This window comes from Bradyrhizobium sp. S3.2.6 (assembly GCF_040546885.1).
Lineage (GTDB): Bacteria > Pseudomonadota > Alphaproteobacteria > Rhizobiales > Xanthobacteraceae > Bradyrhizobium > Bradyrhizobium cytisi.
In genome coordinates this window covers 507,270-523,907 of sequence record NZ_JBEPOS010000002.1, presented here as the reverse complement: position 1 = coordinate 523,907, position 16,638 = coordinate 507,270, and the positions used below count along the sequence as shown (strand labels likewise).

Sequence of the window (16,638 nt, the reverse complement as noted above, 5' to 3'; positions counted from 1 at the left end):
ACCATGGGCACAGCACCGGCATCACGGGACGTGACGTCCTACGGAATGGGATTGGCAGCGCCGCTGGCGCTGTTCTTCCTGGTCTTCTTCGTGGCGCCGCTGCTGCAACTGCTCTGGCTCTCGCTGCACAACGACACGGCCGGGCTCCATTGGGGGCTCGGCCAGTACCTCCACTTCCTCACCGATCCCTTCAGCCTCAGCGTGCTCGGCTCGACGCTGTGGCTGGGTGCCGAGGTGACCGCCGTCTGTCTCGTGCTCGGTTTTCCGATCGCCTGGCTCTACCAACGGGTCGGGCCGCGGCTGCAGACAATCATCATCTTGATCGTGCTGCTGCCGCTCCTGACCAGCGTCGTGGTCCGCACCTTCGCCTGGATCGTCATCCTGGGCCGCCAGGGCATCATCAACGCGACGCTGCAATCGCTCGGCATCGTCGATACGCCCTTAAAACTGCTCTACACCCAGTTCGGCGTGGTGATCGCGCTGGCGCAGGTGCAGATGCCACTGATGACACTGCCGCTGATCACCGCGCTCGGCAGGATCGATCCCAATCTCGACGACGCCTCCTGCTCGCTCGGCGCCGGGAGCTGGCGCACCTTCTTCAGGATCGTGCTGCCGCTGTCGCTGCCCGGCGTGATCGCCGGATGCACGCTGACCTATGCCGCTGCTATCACCGCCTTCATCACGCAGTCGCTGATCGGCGGCGGGCAGATGCTGTTCATGCCGATGTATCTCTATCAGCAGGCGTCCACGCTGCAGAACTGGCCGTTTGCGTCCGCGATCTCGATCATCTTCCTGCTCGCCGTGCTCGCGGTCGTCTCCGTCTTCACCACGCTCGGCCGCATGTCGCGCGGCTATGGAGGGGCGTGATGAGCGGACGCAAAAGGACCCTTGAAGCGATCAGCTTCGAATTTGTCATGACTGTCATCGCGATCATCGCGTTGGTCATCATCATTGCACCATCGTTGGTGGTCCTGATCGTCTCCTTCACCAGCGGCTTCTCGCTGCGGTTCCCACCGCCGGGTTATTCGTTGCGCTGGTACGCCGAACTGTGGAACGCCTGGCAGCTCCATTTCGCGGCGAAGAACAGCCTGATCGTCGCGCTATGGGCAACGGGCCTGTCGATCGTGCTTGGCGTTGCGGCGGCACTTGCGATCTCGCGATCGCGCGCGCTGTCGGCGCGGCTGCTCGATTCCCTGTTCATGTCGCCGCTGGTGCTGCCGGCGCTGGCTTTCGGTCTGGCTGCGCTGATGCTATTCTCGCTGGTCGGTCTGCCGGTGTCGCCGCTGACGCTGGTGATCGGCCACACCGTGGTCTGCGTGCCCTATGTCGTGCGCAATACGGTCGCGGCTCTTGCCCAGCTCGAGCCGACGCTCCTGGAGAGCTCGGCGGTGCTGGGCGCGAGCCGCCTCTATACGTTCCGGCGCATCGTGCTGCCGCTGATCCGGCCGGGCATCATTGCCGGGGCCTTCATCGCCTTCATGTCGTCCTTCGACAACGTGCCGGTCTCGCTGTTCCTGCGCGATGCCGCAACCGACATGCTGCCGATCCGGATGTGGCAGGATCTCGAGGGCAAGCTCGATGTCACCATCGCAGCACTTTCGAGCGTGCTGATCATTGCCACAGTCCTGCTGGTTGCTGTCATGGAGCGCGTCACCGGCCTGTCGCGGCGCTTGGCGAACTGATCAGGCGCCGCGGAACAGCGAATATCCCCAGCGCGTGAATTTCAGCGGCAGATGAAAATGTTCGTCGACATTGTGGATGCGGAAGCGGAACGGCGTCACGGTCAAGAAGCCGTCGCTGTCCGCGAAGAACTCGCCGAGATGAAACAGCACCTCGTACTCGCCGGCCGTGACGCCTTCGCCGCGCGTAACGGGGTGATCAAGCACGCCGTTGGCACCGAGCCGCCCGTCGGCGATCCGAGACGAATCCGGATCAATCCGCCAGATCTCGACACGCAACCCCTGCGCGGGCCGTCCGCTCGCCACATCGACCGCGTGAATGGAAATGCCGCCTGCCACAATGTTCCTCCCGTGAGCGCGCCGCCATGGTAGACGGAAACGCGGCGGTTCGGCCAGTGCCTGCACTGCCGCCGGCGTTCGGCGCAGCGTGCCTCGCGCTCTGCGCCACACTGGCGTTGATCCGGGGAGGCCATGACAAATCCGGCACATAGCGCGCGCGAGATTGCGGTCGAGGTCAGCGCCGGACGGATCAGTGCGGTAGAGACTGCCAAGGCCGCCCTCGCCCGCATCGAGGCTGCGAAAGCCTTGAATGCGGTCGTCACGATCGATCCCGAGCGGACGCTCGCTGATGCGGCAGCGGTCGACGCACGCTTGCGCAATGGCGAGGCCATGTCGCTCGCCGGCGTTCCCGTCATCGTCAAGGACAATATCTGGGTCGGCGGCTGGCGCGTGACGCAGGGCTCGCGCCTGTTCGCCGATTTCATCGCGCCGCAGGATGCCATTGCGATCGAGCGGCTGCGCCGCGCAGGCGCTGTTGTCGTCGGCATCGGGGCAACATCCGAGTTCGCCTGCAAGGGCGTGACGACGTCGTCGCTGTTTGGGCCGACACGGCATCCGCAAAATCCCGCACTGACGCCGGGCGGCTCTTCGGGCGGACCCGCCGCGGCCGTTGCAGCCGGCCTTGTGCCGCTCGCGATCGGCACCGATGCCGGTGGCTCCAGCCGCAGGCCGCCGGCCCATGTCGGCGTCGCCGGATTCAAGCCGTCCTATGGCGCGATCCCCTATGGGCCCGGTTTCGTCGAGCCATTCTTCGGCCTGTCCGTCATCGCGCCGATCGCCATTGATGTCGGCGACATCGCCCTGGCGTTCGAAGCCATGGCCGGCGACGATCCGCGCGATCCGGACTCAGCGAACATCGCGCGAGATGCCAGTGACATCTCCAGCCTGCGCATCGCGTCCTCGCCGCGTCTCGGGCTCGACGTCGCGGTCGACGATGTCGTCGCGAATGGGCTCGCCTCCGCGGTTGCGCGTCTCGCCACCGCAGGCTTACCCGTCGCACAACGCGATCCCGTCTGGCCCCCGGGTGCGACGGAAGACGCTATCATACCGCTTCAGCACGCGGGCCTTGCCGCTCTCTACGGCGATGGCTTTCGCAAGGATCCAGCCGCTTTCGATCCTGACATCGCCAAGCAGGTCGAACGCGGTCTCGCCTGGTCAGGCAGCGATGTTGCCCGGGCGCTGGTCGCCAGCACGTCGATCGCCCATACGTTTGCGACCTTCTTCACCGAAATCGACCTGCTGCTGGCCCCGACGGTGCCCTGCGTCGCCTGGCCGTTGACCCAGCTCGGACCCGACATGATCGGCGGCCGCCCGGCGAGCCCTCGCGGGCACGCCGTGTTCACGCCCTTCGTCAATCACGCCCGGCTGCCGGCGATCTCGATCCCGTGCGGGCGTGACAAGGCCGGACTTCCTTTCGGCCTCCAGATCATCGCCCGGCGCGGACAGGATCGCACATTGCTACGCGCCGCACGACATATCGAGGCGGTGCTGCGGGCGTAGGTCACGTCACGAAGGTCGACCGCAAACGGCTCCAGCCGAGCACGATGCCCGTGACGGAGAACACCAGGCCAAGCGCGCAAAGTCCGACGATCAGGACATCACGCAGACGCGGATGGGCCATCAGGACAGGGAAGTCGAGCGTGTGCAGCGCGCCATAGAGCCAACGATAGGCTCGCCGCGAGGCATCCAGCCGTTGCAGCACGCTGCCGTCGGCGCCGTCGATGTCGAACCAGAGATCGCCGCAGCGGGCGCGGTAGACGGGCGCGCCGGGAACGATGGACTGCGCGGGATAGTCATCCTTGTAGGCGACAACGGACGCCGCGCCGCAGCCTGTCGCCAGGCGCGTCGTCAGGCTGAGGAAGTCCTGCTCAGTCAGGAACGCCGCTTGCCGAGCCGGGGCCGGCTCGCCCGCCCTGGTCAAGGTCTGACTGTTAAGGCCGGTCCGATCGCGCCGAAAGACGCTCCCCTGGAAGGCAAACCATTCGATTTCACGGACCGGGGAGGAAATGGGCTGCTGATCGAGCGACGGAGCTGCGCGCCAGTCCGGCACGGCGTTCGTCACGGCGGCCTCGGCCGGGGTCAATTGCCCACGCGAGAACAGCCGGCCGTGATCCATCGAGAGCCAGCCGCTGAAAATCCAGGTCAGCACGAAAACGGTCGAAACGAGCCCGATGATGTGATGCAGGGCGTGCCAGCCGCGATAGGGCGACGCGATCTGGCGCCCGCGGATCCTGATCCTGATGACACCGAGCACTGCGCCCAGCACCGCTGCGGTCAAGGCCACCAACGACAGTGTCGAGACCACCTGGTCCCACAGCGGCCAGTTGCTCCTGAGCACCGTCGGATAGATCCAGTGCACGACGCTGCCGACCCAATTCCATCCGCGCTCGCTGCGGATCGTGTCGAGCACAACCTCGCCGGTAGGCGACGAGACATAGATTTCCGTTCCCGCCGCATCGCCGAGCGCGACCCGAAACAGAGGCCGATGGCGATCGAAACCGTTGGGGACGCTCCATTGATCGTAATCGGCACGCGCCGCGATCGTGGCGTTTGCGGCATCGAGCCCACGTCGACGAGCATGATCTTGCGCAATGGCGAGCGCGACGTCGGGAAACTCCACCGATGCATCGGCCCCATCGGACGCATGAGCCGCCCGCACACGCGATGGTCCCGACACCACATAGACCGGCCCGTCGCTGCGCTGGATCAACCGCACACGCGTGGCGTCCGCGATCCCACTGGCGGCGACCGCGTCGGCCACCGACATGACCGGCTGCGCGCGCTCAACTGGCGCGAGCCCGGCAAAGCGCTCCGCCTCCGTCAGCGACGGAAACGGAACGAAGTGCATCACGATTCCGCTCGCAAACCACATCGCGAACAGGAAGCAGAACGCGATCCCGAGCCAGCGGTGCGAGAGGACGATCGCGCCCATCATGTGGTCAACACCCTACCATTTGAACGCGGCGGAGATTTCATAGGTCCGCGGTGCACCCAGCAGGATCTGGTCGGGATAAAACGGGTCGCCCCAGATCGCGTAGCGCTTGTCGGTGAAGTTGCGCACCCGGAAAGTCAGGCGGGCCTGGTCGGCCGCATTGAAGACCGTCTTGGGGATATCGACGAAGGCGTAGAGATCGCCGACGGTGTAGGCATTCATGGTCACGGTGTTGGCGTCACTGTTGTAGCGGTCGCCGACATGGCGGCCGGTGATGCCGACCTCGACAGGCCACGGCGTGAAGAAGCGCCAGGACGCGCCGGCATTGGCGACGATGCGCGGCACGTTCGGCGGTGTGTTGCCGGAGAACGAGCCGCCGACGAAATCATAATCGGCATAGCGCGCATCGACATAGGCGATGTTGCCCCAGAGACGCAAAGGCTCGATCGGGCGGACCGATCCGGCAAGCTCGACACCCTTGGATTCCTGCCGTCCCGCGATGTTGAGCGTCATGCCGCCGGCCGCCGCATAGACATTTTTGCGCACGATATCGTAGGCCGAGAACGACCACTCCGCCCTGTTGTCCCAGAGCACATGCTTGACGCCAGTCTCGTAAGTGCGCGCGGTCGTCAGGTCGAGGTTCTGGGTCGGAGCAAGCAGGAAGATATTGTTGGCCGAGACGTCCGCGCCGGTGGCGTACTGGCTGAAGAAGGTCAGACCCGGAACGGCTTCCCAGGTGTAGCCGATGCGGCCGGTGACGGGCGCCCACGACTTCGAGAACGGGAAGCCAGCGTTTTCCAGACCGAACTGGTCTGTCGAGTTGCGGTCGAGCCCGATATGCTCGACCCGCAGCCCGCCGATCAACGCAAAGGTCCGTGTCAACTTCAACCGGTCCTCGAACGACAGCGCCTCATTGTCGATACGCGCGGTCTGCTGCTTGGTCGTGAGCAGGCCGTAGAAGCCGCGGTTGGGATCGACGAGATCAACGGAATCGCCGGGAAGGTTGGCGGCGCCGGGCCGAACAAAATCGAGATAGCTCGACGACAGCGTTGTGACGAGACGATTGTCGAAGCCTGCGATATTCGCATCCCAGGTCAGATCGGTGATGTTGCCGACCAGCCGCTGGTTGTGCGCCACATAGAAGCGGCTGCGATCAACCGTGTTGGTCGCGGCGTTGAATGCCTCGACCTCGTTGTTGAACCACGAGCGCTCCGCGCCGTAGGCATAGGCCTGGCTCTTCAACGTCAGGTCGGGGGCAAGCTTCAGCTCGAAGCCGCCGCGCAGCCAGACCTCCTGCGCCACGTTACGGTTGTCGAGGACGTTGTAGTTGGTGTTGAAGGTACGGTCGTCGATGGTGATCGGCCCGAGATTCGACGGGTTGAAGCTCGATACGTAGCTGCCCGAGACGATGCCAGCCGTCGCGTGCGAGCCGCTGAACGCCACCGGCACCAGTGGCGCGCCCCAATATGCCCTGGAGCGGTCCTCGCGATATTCGATCGCGCCCCAGACCTTGAGGCTGTCGGAGATGCGATAGTTGAGCTGGCCGGAGACGTCGAGCGTCCTGGTATTGGTGTCGTCGGCAAAGCCGTTGAGCGTGGAGCGGCTGACGTCGAAGCGGTAGTCGAGCCCCTCGACATTGGTGCTGCCGCCCGAGCCGTAATGCGCGCGGAAGGAGTTCAGGGAGTCGTATGAAAAGTCAGCCTCGTTCCGGATCGGCCCGGTGTGCGGCTGCCTGCTGACGAAGTTGATCGCGCCGCCGGCGGCGCCCTCGCCCGAGATCAGCGAGGCCGGCCCTTTCAGGATCTCCACGGCTTCGAGATTGGCCGTGTCCATGATCCGCGAGGTCATGTTCTGCGGGCCGATCTTGATGCCGTTGTAGAGCGTGTTGATCTGGCTGTTGGTGAAGCCGCGCATCGAGAAGGCTGAGGGCTCGGCCGGGTTGTCGCCCGCGGTGACGCCGACCGCGCCTTGCGCGACGTCGGAGACGGTGCGGTAGCCCTGCTCGCGCATGGTTTCCGCCGAGATCACCTCGACGGTCGCGGGCGTCTCGCGCACGGTCAGGCCGAGGCGCGAGGCGCTTTCGGCAACCGCGTTGCTGTTGAGCGGCGTCGGCGCCGAAGCGTTCGGCGCGACCGGCTTGGGCGCGGCCACGGCGGGCCTGCGCGCTGCTGTGCGGCGCACCGTTGCCGCATCCCGGCCGGCCGGCTTGGTCTGCTTGCGGGATTGCGGCGGCGACACCTCCACGGGCGGCAAGGGTTCGCGGACCTGCTGCGCCAGGGTGGCCGGCATGTCGATGGCGACAAAAGATGTGACAGCGGCGGACGCCAGCAGGAAACGGCGTGGTCGTACAATATGGCTAGAAGACACGGTCTTGGACCTCGGTGTGACGTCAGTGGCACGTCACCGCGAACCAAGGTCCCATCTTCCGGCTCATAAGCCTTCCGATGAAGCCGAATGTCTGTACTCCCCGACCGACATCTTCGCGTGTGACCACGGCTGACGGCAGGTCTCCTGGCTCGCGGGTCGTGACCACTTCGTCGCCTTCCCGGGACCGAGGACCCAGTGGCTTCTGACGAAGGATTCACCGCTTACAGTTGCGGGGGCAGCTACGGCATTGGGGACAATGTCCCCGCACCGCATTCCCTTTTCATCCCCTCTCGGGGAAACCGTCAAAGTCATCTAGGGTTACGATCAAGACAGAGTCAATGTACAAGCTGCGTCGTTGTTGCCGCAGCGCCCAACTTCTTTGGAGATAAGCATGGAAGGCGAGACCTTCCTCTGGCTGATCCGGCATGCGCCGGTCGACGGCGTCAAAGGGACGATCCACGCCGCCGACGCGCCCGCCGATCTCGGCGACCGCGCGCAGCTGGAGACGCTGCGGCAGCGCTTGCCGCAGGATGCCGCAAGCTATGCCAGCCCGTCACGACGTACGGTCGAGACGGCGCGCGCTCTAGGGCTAGAGCCGGCGTTGGTCACCGAATTCGGCGAGCAGCATTTTGGCGGCTGGACCGGCCGGCGGCATGACGAGCTCGCAGCTGACGGAGGCCAGGCCTATGCGCAATTCTGGAGCGATCCGGCGCGCGGACGGCCGCCAGGCGGCGAGAGCTTTGAGGATCAGGTCGCGCGCGTCCGGCTGGGGCTAGCGCGGATCGGCACAGCTCACGCAACGCTCGTCGTGCATTCAGGCACCATCCGTGCCGCGCTCTGCCTCGCACTGGATCTGACGCCGCAAGCGGCGTTGCGCTTCGTGATCGATCCGCTGTCGCTGACCCGGATCGATCGGCTCGCGACCGGCTGGCGTGTCGTCTCGGTCAATCAGCGCGTGGCCTGATCAAACAGGCCGATCCGGCACGTTGGCCTGCGCGAACGTCGCCATGTCGTTGTGAAGGTGACATGCCGATCGCACCAGCGGCAGCGCGATCGCGGCGCCCGATCCCTCACCAAGCCTGAGATCGAGGCTGATCAGCGGTTGCACGTTCAGCGCGCGCAACACCAGCCGATGCCCCTGCTCCGCCGATTGATGCGATGGCAGCAGGAATGGCTGGCACGACGGGTTCAGCCGCACGGCCGCGAGCGCAGCAACCGAAACGATGAAACCGTCGATCAGCACGGGAATGCGCGCCTGCGCAGCCGCGATGATTGCGCCGGAGATCGCCGCGATCTCGAGGCCGCCCACGGCGCAGAGGATCTTTTCGAGCGCTGCGCCCGCAACGCCATGACGTGCGATCGCCGCATCGATCACGCGCACCTTGTGCGCCCGGCCCACCGCATCGACACCGGTACCCGTGCCCGCGATTTCCTCGGCGCCGATGCCGAGCAGACTCGCGGCGATTGCTGCCGAGGTCGTGGTGTTGCCAATGCCCATCTCGCCGAAGATCAGGAGATCGGGCTGATTGGCCTGCGCCCGCGCCACTGCGCGCTGGCCGGCCTCGAAGGCGAATGCCAGCTCGGCCGGCAAGAGTGCTGCGTCGATGCTGAAATCGCGGGTGCCAAAGCGCGGCTTGTCCGTGACGATATCAGGCATCGCCACTTCAGCCAGCGTTCCGGCATCGACGACCTCGAGGGTAGAGCCGAGCTCGCGCGCCAGCACCGAGATCGCGGCGCCGCCGGAGGCAAAATTCGCCATCATCGCGATGGTCACGGCCTGCGGATAGGCCGACACGCCCTGCGCGACGATGCCGTGATCGCCGGCGAAGATGACGATCGGCACGCGTGCGGCGCGAGGGCGTTCGGTCGCCTGCAAGGCGGCAAGCTCGATCGCAAGCTGCTCCAGCCGCCCCAGCGCTCCGATCGGTTTTGTCAGTTGCGTCTGCCGCGCGATCGCGGCCTCGCGATGAGCGGCGGAGATCTCGGGGCATTTCCGGGTGACCCATTCGGGGAGCATGCTGCCTCGCTTACGGCCTGCGCTTGAGAATGTAACTGTCCATGATCCAGCCGTGCCGCTCGCGCGCGGCCTGCCGCGATGCGACGATGCGCGGGCCCACTTCGGCGAGCGCCCCGGACATGAGGATCTGATCGGCCATGCCGAGATAGGCGCCCCACCAGATGTGAAGCCCTTCGGGATCGAGCGACTGGAACGCCGTGCCGCCGTCGAGCATCACAACGACTGTATCGACGCCCACGGGCCAGCCGCCTTCGCGCAGGCGGCGTCCCGTCGTCACCAGAAACGGCTCGCCGATGTCGTTGAGCGGCAGTGCATGCGCCGCGCACAGCGCCTGGATCGACGTGATGCCGGGCACGACCTCTATATCAGGCAACGGATGGAGCCGCCGCGCGATGCGGAGCGAGGAATCGTACAGCGAGGGATCGCCCCAGATCAGCAGCGCGACCTTACCGTCACCGCCGGGATGATCGGCGATCGTCTGCGACCAGGTCGCGGCGACCGCGTCGTGCCAGTCGTCGACGCCCTTGCGATAATCGGCCTCGCCGGCGTCGCGCATCGGGAGATCGAACTCGGCGATACGCGTGGTGTCATTGGTGAGCACATCGGCGCAAATCGTCCGTCTGAGATCGGCAAGATCGGATTTTGCCGTTCCCTTGCGTGGGATTAGAACGAGATCGGCGGCATTTATTGCGCCAATCGCCGCACGCGTGAGCTGCCCGGGATCGCCGCAACCGATGCCGATCAGGGAGAGCGTCATCATGACGATCCGCCCTCCGCCAGCGCGCCGAACACGATCACAGCCGCCGTGGAAGCCGCACCGCCGCGCGCGAGCTGCTCGGCAAGCTCGGAAATGGTGGTGCGCACCAGCCGCTCGTCGGTACGGCCGAGGGACTCGGCGAATAGCGCCGGCGTATTCGGCGAAAGCCCGTGCTCGATCAATTTCGCGACCAACGCCGGAAAGGTGCGCCGGCCCATATAGACCACGGTCGTCGCATCAGGATCGGCCAGCGCGGCCCAGTTCAAATTCTGCGGCAGCTCGCCGGTGACATCGGCGCCGGTCACGAACTGCACCCGGCGCGAGGTGTGGCGACGGGTCAAGGGAATGCCGGCCTGCGCGGCGGCAACGCAAGCCGAAGTGACGCCGGGAACGATCTCGTAACCGATACCGGCCTCGCGCAGCGTCTCCAGCTCCTCCTCGAGCCGGCCAAAAATGCCGGCATCGCCCGATTTGAGCCGCACGACGCGCACGCCCGTGGCAGCGTAGTCGACCAGCAAGCGGTTGACGTGGTGTTGCTTGGTCGAGGGCCGCCCTGCCCGCTTCCCGACCGCGACGAGATTGGCGCCCGGGCGCGCCAGATCGAGGATCGCGCCCGAGGCAAGGTCGTCATAGAGCACGACGTCCGCCTCGCGCAGCCGCGCGGCGCCCTTAAGCGTGAGCAGCTCAGGATCGCCGGGCCCGGCGGAAATGAAGGTGACAAAGCCGCTCACCGATCCTCCGCAATTAGATGGAAGAACGTGCCGGTGGCGTGGCCGCGCCACGAGCCGGTTTCGGCGATGACCGCTCCGGTTGCGTCGTGCACGACTGCCAGCGGCGTATCGGGCTGGGCGACGATCGTCGAATAGTGGAATTCATGACCGCGCAGGCGCGCGCCAACCTGATGGCCCGGCATTGGCGCAGCGAGCGCGGCGAGACGATAACCCAGATGCATCCGGCGCTTGGCAAAGCTCGTCTCCAGTCCGAGCAGGCCCGTCATCTCATGACTGATACCGTCGGCGTCGGTCAAAGCAGTTCCCAGCACCATATACCCCCCGCATTCGCCGTGCACGGGTCGTGTCTCGGCGAAGGCGCGCAAGCCGCTGCGGAAGCGCGCATTGGCGGCGATCTTGCCGGCATGAAGCTCGGGGTAGCCGCCGGGCAGCCAGCACACGTCGGCGCTCGCGTCGGGCGCTTCATCCGCCAGCGGCGAGAACGTCGAGATCTCCGCACCCGCCGCGCGCCAGGCCTCCAGCATATGCGGATAGACGAAGGAGAAAGCGGCATCGCGGGCGAGTGCAATGCGCTGCCCCGGCGGCGTCACGTTCAGGCCGTTCGCCGCTGGTTGCACAGACCAGGCGGCCGCGGACCGCAGCACGGCATCGAGATCGACATGCTCTGAGACAAAGCGCGCGGCCTCGTCGATCAGCTTTCCGATCTCGGCCTGCTCCTCGGCCTGCACCAGGCCGAGATGACGTTTTGGCAGGCTGATCTCGGCATGACGCGGCAGCGCGCCGAACACGGCGATGCCGGCGTCATTGAGCGCGCGACGCACGAGGTCCTCGTGACGGGGGCTCGCGACGCGGTTGAGCACCACGCCGGCAAGGCGCACGCCGGCGCGATAATCACGAAGCCCTGCTGCAATCGCCGCCGCCGTCTGCGCCTGCCCGGATGGGTCGATCACCAGCACCACCGGCCAGCCCAGCATCTCCGCGATGTCAGCGGTGGCGCCGGTTCCGGAGACGCCGCACGCGGCGACGCCGTCGAATAGGCCCATCGAGCCCTCGGCGAGCACGATATCGGCATCGGTGCCCCGGCCGACGAGATGTGCGATCGTGGCGCGGTCCATCGCCCAGCTGTCGATGTTGACGGAGGCGCGGCCTGTGGCGGCGGCATGGAAGGCGGGATCGATGTAGTCGGGCCCGCTCTTGAAGGACTGCACGCGCAATCCGCAATTGCGCCAAGCGCGCGCGAGCGCCAGCGTCAGCGTGGTCTTGCCGACGCCGGACGCCGGCGCGGAGATAACGAGGCCCGCCGGCATCACGACGCCTCCGGAAAACGCGGCTCGGCACCAACGGGCCGGTAGCGGCGGTCATAGTCGGCGGCGTAAAGCCGGCTCTCGTCGAAATCCGCAGCGCCAATCGTCTTTCCGACCAGGATGAGTGCGGTGCGCTCCATCTCGGCAGCCACCGCTGCATCGAGCGATGCGAGCGTGGCGCGGACGATGCGCTGGTCGGGCCAGCTCGCGCGCCAGACGATGGCGACCGGGCAGTCCGCGCCGTAATGCGGCGTCAGCTCGGCGATGACCTTGTCGAGGAGATGGATCGACAGGTGGATGGCGAGCACCGCGCCGGTTGCGGCGAATGCCGCAAGCTTCTCGCCCTCGGGCATCGCGCTGGCGCGGCCCGGCGTGCGCGTCAGCACCACCGTCTGGGCAAGGCCAGGCAACGTCAGCTCGGCCTCGAGCGCCGCCGCGGCCGCCGAGAACGACGGCACGCCGGGCGTGACGGTGAAGGGAATGCCGAGCGCGCGCAGGCGGCGAAGCTGCTCGCCCATCGCCGACCAGATCGAGAGGTCGCCGGAATGCAGCCGCGCGACGTCCTTGCCCTCGGCATGCGCGGCAGAAATCTCGGCGATGATCTCGTCGAGCGACAGCGGCGCGGTGTTGATGATGCGCGCGCCGGGCGGGCAATGCGCCAGCACGCCCTCTGGCACAAGCGAGCCCGCATAAAGGCAAACCGGACAAGCCGCGATCAGGTCGCGTCCCCGCAACGTCAGCAAGTCAGGCGCGCCCGGCCCGGCGCCGATGAAATGTACCGTCATGGGCCCGTCTCCTTCCGCGATCGCCGCGGTCGCGGTGCGATCCTGCGAGATCGCGCGCGTCGTGATCAATCGCGCGCGAGGGCCAGCGGCTGCCAGCGCTGCCGCTTCGGCGACGGATCCCGTGCCGAACTTTTCAGTGATCAGCTGCGACTGTGTCGGCGTCGCGATACCGGCCAGCATGTCGGCAGGGACGGCCTTGATCGGGACACCACACTCGCGCGCGAGCAGTTTTAATGCCTCTGAATCAGCCTTGTCGCTGATGGTTGCCACGGCCGCGAGGCCATCGGGACCGCCGGCCGCCACAAGCGCTTCGCGCAACGAGGCCAGCGTGACATCCTTTTTGAATCCGAGCCCGGCGACCTTCATCGGACCGTACTCCACTGCACCACCGGCCGCGCCGCCTCCCAGGAGCGGTAACGGCCAAGCGGCGCGGCATGCGCAATCTCAGCCCGCATCAGGTCACCGCTATGCTGCTGGTGCAACTCGCCGAGCAGCGCTTCCGTCTCCAGCGTCACGGCATGCGCGACCAACCGCGTCCCGGGCACGATGCGCGACCAGACGGCATCGAACATCGCGCGATCAAGACCCCCGCCGATGAAGACGGCGTCGGGCACGTCCAACGTCGGGAGCACTTCCGGCGCCTGTCCCGCGATGACGGTAATTCGGTGCGCCAATCCGAACGCCGCTGCATTGCTGCGGATGTTTACGGCGCGGTCCTCGCGCGGCTCGACCGCAATCGCGGCACCCCCGCACAGCGCCCATTCAACCGAGATCGAGCCTGAGCCTGCGCCAATGTCCCACAGCCGCTCGCCGGCACGCGGCGCCAGCGCTGAGAGCGCCAGCGCGCGCACTGGCCGCTTGGTGATCTGGCCGTCGTGGACAAAGAGATCGTCCGATAATCCCGAGCCGCGAGGAATGGCCTGTCCTCCCCACGCCTGCACCGCCAGCGCAACCAGATTGCCGGCAATATCCTCGGCAAAGAGATCAGCGCGGTGCTGGTCGATGCTTTCGCTTGGGCCGCCAAGCGCAACGAGAGTCCACACGAGTGAGGCGCCCCATCCGCGTTGCGTCAGCCACTTCGCGAGATCGCGGGCCGCCTTGCCATCGCGCACGAGACAAATGATGCGCGCACCTCGCGCCAGATGCGGCACGAGACGCTCAAACGGCGCGGCGTGGAGACCAAGACAGGCGGTTGCTTCCAGACGCCAACCCAGCCGTGCCGCCGCCAGCGAGAAGGTTGACGGCGCCGGATGTGCGATCCACTCATCCCCGTCGAGCTTCTCGGCCAGGCTCGCGCCGGCGCCGTGCCAGAACGGATCGCCGGAGGCAAGCACCACTGTCGGTCGACCGCGTCGACTCAGCACCACATCCCCGTCGAACGGCACAGGCCACGGGCGGCCGCGCCCGCTCACGCCTGCAAGCGCGAGATGACGCTCGCCGCCGAACACGGTTTCTGCCTTGGCTAGCGCCTTTCGGCTTGCATCGGACAGCCCGGCAAGGCCATCTTCGCCGATACCGATGATGGTCAGCCAGGGATCAGCCATGATGCGCGCCCTTATATTGGGCGGAATTGCCGATGCGAGCCTGCTTGCCGCGGAGATCGCACGCGCAGGGATCGATGCCGTGTATTCCTATGGCGGCCGCACCCGCGCGCCCGCCGATCAGCCGCTGCCGACCCGCAGCGGCGGCTTTGGCGGCGCGGGCGGGCTTGCCGATACCATCAGGCGCGAAGGCATCACGCACGTGATCGATGCGACGCATCCCTTCGCGGCCGGGATGAGCCGCAATGCCGTTGAAGCGTGCGCGGAAACCGGCACGGCGTTGATTGCGCTCGAACGCGCGCTCTGGGCAAAAGCGCCCGGCGACAACTGGATTGAAGTCGGCGACGTCAACGCCGCGGTTGCCGCCCTTCCCGAAGCAGCCGCACGCGTGTTCCTCGCCATCGGCCGCCAGCACATCGCGCCGTTCGCGGCGCGGCCCCAGCACGCCTACACGCTGCGCTTCGTCGATCCGCCCGAAGCGCCCCTGCCCTTCGCAGCCGATGTGATCGTATCGCGTGGACCGTTCACCCTTGATGGCGAGCTGGAGATGATGCGCATGCGCGGCATCACATGGATCGTCGCCCGTAATTCCGGCGGCGACGGCGCGCGTGCCAAGATCGACGCGGCCCGGATGCTCGGCCTGCCCGTGGTCATGATCTCCCGACCGCGGCTGCCCGAAAGGCCAAGCGTGGAAAGCGTCACTGAAGTGATGCAGTGGCTCGGTCATCGAACCTGCCTCGGCGCATAGACCCAGCGGCCGACCCGGCGCGTCTGCGAATTTCCGACGATGACGAGCGTGCGCATGTCGGCCATCTCTGATGTCGCGTCGTTCAGCGTCACGGTCACGATCTTCTCGTCAGGTGCGCTGATCGCGCGCGCGAAGATCACGAGGCGCTCGCCGCAGCCGGCACCTTTCAACGCCGCGAGCGCACGGCCAAATCCGTCCGGCCGGCTCGCCGAGCGCGGATTGTACAGCGCAATCGCAAAATCCGCTTCCGCGGCAAGCCTCAGCCGCTTCTCGATGACCGCCCAGGGCTTGAGATTGTCGGAGAGATTGATCGCGCAGAAATCGTGGCCGAGCGGCGCACCCGCGCGCGCGGCGGCGGCCAGCATCGCGGTGATGCCCGGCAGCACGCGGATCGGCAGATCCTGACATTGCGGCGCCCGTTCGAGCGCCTCGAAGACGGCCGAGGCCATCGCAAACACGCCGGGGTCGCCGGAGGAGACGACGACGACCTGTCCGCCTTCGGCAGCCAGACGCAACGCTTCGCGCGCGCGCTGCAGCTCTTCACGGTTGTCGGACGGATGCAGGGTGAGACCGGGACGCGGCGCGACGCGCGCGACATAGGGAGCATAGCCCAGAATATCGGTCGCGGCGGCGAGCGCGGCGGACACCTCCGGCGTCACCAGTGCATCATTGCCCGGCCCGAGGCCCGCGATGGTCAGCGTGCCCGTCATTCGGCGGCGTCCGGATGCCGGCCCTTGCCGTGCACGAGCACGATCGCAAAGTAAGGACAGTCAGCGGTGTCGATCTCGGCGAGCCGCACGACGCGCTCGCCCGGCATGGTGCCGCGCTCGACCAGCCAGGCATCGTCCAGCCGTCCGGCGGACGCGAGCGCACGGCGCACCTTTGCGAGATTGCGGCCGGTCTTCATGATGACGAGCGCATCGGAATCGCGCATGCGGCGTTCGAGTTCGGCCTCAGTCAGCGTGCCCATCAGCACCGTCGTCACGTCGTCGCCGAGCGCGATCGGCTGACCAACGCCGTTCCAGCAGCCGACCATGCCGGGAATGCCGGCGATCACCTCGATCTCGACGCGGCCTTGCAGCCGCGTGTGCAGATGCATGAAGGAGCCGTAGAAATAAGGATCGCCCTCGCACAACACGACGACATCGACGGCGCGCGCCAGTCGCGCCAGGCGCTCGGCCCATTCGTCGTAGAAGCCGGCCAGCAGCTGGACATAGTCCGGGCTGTCGAAAGCGATCTCGGTCGTAACCGGATACTCCATGGGATATTCAGTGACGCCGCTTCCGAGCATACCCTCGACGATGCGCCGCGCCTGGCCGGGCCGGCCCTTCTTGCGGAAATAGGCGACATGCTTCGCGCCGCGCACGGTCCGATCGGCGCGCACGCTCATCATGTCAGGGTCGCCGGGGCCGAGACCGCAGCAGACGATGCGTCCCAT

The 16,638-nt window shown here is 66.6% G+C and carries 16 protein-coding genes, 1 pseudogene and 1 riboswitch; of the genes and pseudogenes, 5 read left to right on the top strand and 12 right to left on the bottom strand.

Annotated elements, in window-relative coordinates; translation table 11 throughout:
* The first annotated feature begins 3 nt into the window (after positions 1-3).
* Positions 4-867, top strand: a complete 864-nt coding sequence (locus tag ABID58_RS06720) for an ABC transporter permease (RefSeq protein WP_354032022.1) — start codon at positions 4-6, stop codon at positions 865-867.
* Entirely contained in the window at positions 867-1,682 is an 816-nt protein-coding gene (locus ABID58_RS06715; RefSeq protein ID WP_354032021.1) for an ABC transporter permease, read from the top strand. The genes ABID58_RS06720 and ABID58_RS06715 overlap by 1 nt, the downstream gene beginning before the upstream one ends.
* Here ABID58_RS06715 and ABID58_RS06710 read toward each other — a convergent pair whose 3' ends face one another.
* Entirely contained in the window at positions 1,683-2,018 is a 336-nt protein-coding gene (locus ABID58_RS06710) for a hydroxyisourate hydrolase (protein WP_354032020.1), read from the bottom strand. It lies immediately after the preceding gene.
* A gap of 132 nt (positions 2,019-2,150) precedes the next feature.
* On the opposite strand from ABID58_RS06710, the gene ABID58_RS06705 reads away from it, so the two are divergent.
* Complete coding sequence (locus tag ABID58_RS06705) at positions 2,151-3,518, top strand: amidase (protein ID WP_354032019.1); 1,368 nt, start codon at positions 2,151-2,153, stop codon at positions 3,516-3,518.
* Position 3,519: 1 nt separating this feature from the next.
* On the opposite strand, the gene ABID58_RS06700 is transcribed toward ABID58_RS06705, so the two are convergent.
* The gene (locus ABID58_RS06700) at positions 3,520-4,953 is read right to left on the bottom strand and encodes a PepSY domain-containing protein (protein WP_354032018.1); all 1,434 of its coding nucleotides are present in this window, start codon (positions 4,951-4,953) and stop codon (positions 3,520-3,522) included.
* A 12-nt stretch (positions 4,954-4,965) separates the two neighbouring features.
* A complete protein-coding gene (locus ABID58_RS06695) occupies positions 4,966-7,317 on the bottom strand; it encodes a TonB-dependent receptor (RefSeq protein ID WP_354032017.1) in 2,352 nt (783 codons plus the stop codon).
* Between the two features lie 117 nt (positions 7,318-7,434).
* Positions 7,435-7,636, bottom strand: a riboswitch (cobalamin riboswitch).
* A 72-nt stretch (positions 7,637-7,708) separates the two neighbouring features.
* Here ABID58_RS06695 and ABID58_RS06690 point away from each other — a divergent pair.
* Positions 7,709-8,281 carry a histidine phosphatase family protein gene (locus ABID58_RS06690; RefSeq protein ID WP_354032016.1) on the top strand — a complete coding sequence of 191 codons (573 nt, stop codon included), beginning with the start codon at positions 7,709-7,711 and terminating at the stop codon, positions 8,279-8,281.
* On the opposite strand, the gene cobT is transcribed toward ABID58_RS06690, so the two are convergent.
* From cobT to cbiE, 7 genes and pseudogenes are all read right to left on the bottom strand, one after another.
* Positions 8,282-9,334, bottom strand: coding sequence for a nicotinate-nucleotide--dimethylbenzimidazole phosphoribosyltransferase (gene cobT / locus ABID58_RS06685; protein WP_354032015.1), 1,053 nt, complete (start codon positions 9,332-9,334; stop codon positions 8,282-8,284).
* 10 nt (positions 9,335-9,344) lie between these two features.
* Positions 9,345-10,094, bottom strand: coding sequence for a precorrin-6A synthase (deacetylating) (gene cobF, locus ABID58_RS06680; RefSeq protein ID WP_354032014.1), 750 nt, complete (start codon positions 10,092-10,094; stop codon positions 9,345-9,347).
* Positions 10,091-10,822, bottom strand: a complete 732-nt coding sequence (cobA, locus tag ABID58_RS06675) for a uroporphyrinogen-III C-methyltransferase (RefSeq protein WP_148755500.1) — start codon at positions 10,820-10,822, stop codon at positions 10,091-10,093. The genes cobF and cobA overlap by 4 nt, the downstream gene beginning before the upstream one ends.
* Entirely contained in the window at positions 10,819-12,129 is a 1,311-nt protein-coding gene (locus tag ABID58_RS06670; RefSeq protein WP_354032013.1) for a cobyrinic acid a,c-diamide synthase CobB, read from the bottom strand. The genes cobA and ABID58_RS06670 overlap by 4 nt, the downstream gene beginning before the upstream one ends.
* Positions 12,129-12,911: a precorrin-4 C(11)-methyltransferase gene (gene cobM, locus ABID58_RS06665; protein WP_354032185.1), complete on the bottom strand. Its 783-nt coding sequence runs from the start codon at positions 12,909-12,911 to the stop codon at positions 12,129-12,131. Before cobM ends, ABID58_RS06670 begins: the two co-directional genes overlap by 1 nt.
* 27 nt (positions 12,912-12,938) lie before the next feature.
* A pseudogene (locus ABID58_RS06660) lies at positions 12,939-13,277 on the bottom strand (cobalamin biosynthesis protein); the annotation flags it as partial.
* Positions 13,274-14,455 carry a precorrin-6y C5,15-methyltransferase (decarboxylating) subunit CbiE gene (gene cbiE / locus ABID58_RS06655; RefSeq protein ID WP_354032012.1) on the bottom strand — a complete coding sequence of 394 codons (1,182 nt, stop codon included), beginning with the start codon at positions 14,453-14,455 and terminating at the stop codon, positions 13,274-13,276. The gene cbiE and the pseudogene ABID58_RS06660, both read right to left, overlap by 4 nt.
* Here cbiE and ABID58_RS06650 point away from each other — a divergent pair.
* The gene (locus tag ABID58_RS06650) at positions 14,454-15,200 is read left to right on the top strand and encodes a cobalt-precorrin-6A reductase (protein ID WP_354032011.1); all 747 of its coding nucleotides are present in this window, start codon (positions 14,454-14,456) and stop codon (positions 15,198-15,200) included. The genes cbiE and ABID58_RS06650 overlap by 2 nt on opposite strands.
* Here ABID58_RS06650 and cobJ read toward each other — a convergent pair.
* The gene (gene cobJ, locus ABID58_RS06645) at positions 15,176-15,910 is read right to left on the bottom strand and encodes a precorrin-3B C(17)-methyltransferase (RefSeq protein ID WP_354032010.1); all 735 of its coding nucleotides are present in this window, start codon (positions 15,908-15,910) and stop codon (positions 15,176-15,178) included. The two genes, ABID58_RS06650 and cobJ, sit on opposite strands and share 25 nt — an antisense overlap.
* Positions 15,907-16,638 carry a precorrin-2 C(20)-methyltransferase gene (locus ABID58_RS06640; protein WP_354032009.1) on the bottom strand — a complete coding sequence of 244 codons (732 nt, stop codon included), beginning with the start codon at positions 16,636-16,638 and terminating at the stop codon, positions 15,907-15,909. The genes cobJ and ABID58_RS06640 overlap by 4 nt, the downstream gene beginning before the upstream one ends.

Coding starts and splice junctions, on each gene's coding strand:
- cobJ (WP_354032010.1), bottom strand. CDS start 15,910: ATGACGGGCACGCTGACCATCGCGGGCCTCGGGCCGGGCAATGATGCA.
- ABID58_RS06700 (WP_354032018.1), bottom strand. CDS start 4,953: ATGATGGGCGCGATCGTCCTCTCGCACCGCTGGCTCGGGATCGCGTTC.
- ABID58_RS06670 (WP_354032013.1), bottom strand. CDS start 12,129: ATGCCGGCGGGCCTCGTTATCTCCGCGCCGGCGTCCGGCGTCGGCAAG.
- cobM (WP_354032185.1), bottom strand. CDS start 12,911: ATGACGGTACATTTCATCGGCGCCGGGCCGGGCGCGCCTGACTTGCTG.
- cbiE (WP_354032012.1), bottom strand. CDS start 14,455: ATGGCTGATCCCTGGCTGACCATCATCGGTATCGGCGAAGATGGCCTT.
- cobT (WP_354032015.1), bottom strand. CDS start 9,334: ATGCTCCCCGAATGGGTCACCCGGAAATGCCCCGAGATCTCCGCCGCT.
- ABID58_RS06650 (WP_354032011.1), top strand. CDS start 14,454: ATGATGCGCGCCCTTATATTGGGCGGAATTGCCGATGCGAGCCTGCTT.
- ABID58_RS06720 (WP_354032022.1), top strand. CDS start 4: ATGGGCACAGCACCGGCATCACGGGACGTGACGTCCTACGGAATGGGA.
- ABID58_RS06690 (WP_354032016.1), top strand. CDS start 7,709: ATGGAAGGCGAGACCTTCCTCTGGCTGATCCGGCATGCGCCGGTCGAC.
- cobF (WP_354032014.1), bottom strand. CDS start 10,094: ATGATGACGCTCTCCCTGATCGGCATCGGTTGCGGCGATCCCGGGCAG.
- ABID58_RS06640 (WP_354032009.1), bottom strand. CDS start 16,638: ATGGGACGCATCGTCTGCTGCGGTCTCGGCCCCGGCGACCCTGACATG.
- ABID58_RS06715 (WP_354032021.1), top strand. CDS start 867: ATGAGCGGACGCAAAAGGACCCTTGAAGCGATCAGCTTCGAATTTGTC.
- ABID58_RS06705 (WP_354032019.1), top strand. CDS start 2,151: ATGACAAATCCGGCACATAGCGCGCGCGAGATTGCGGTCGAGGTCAGC.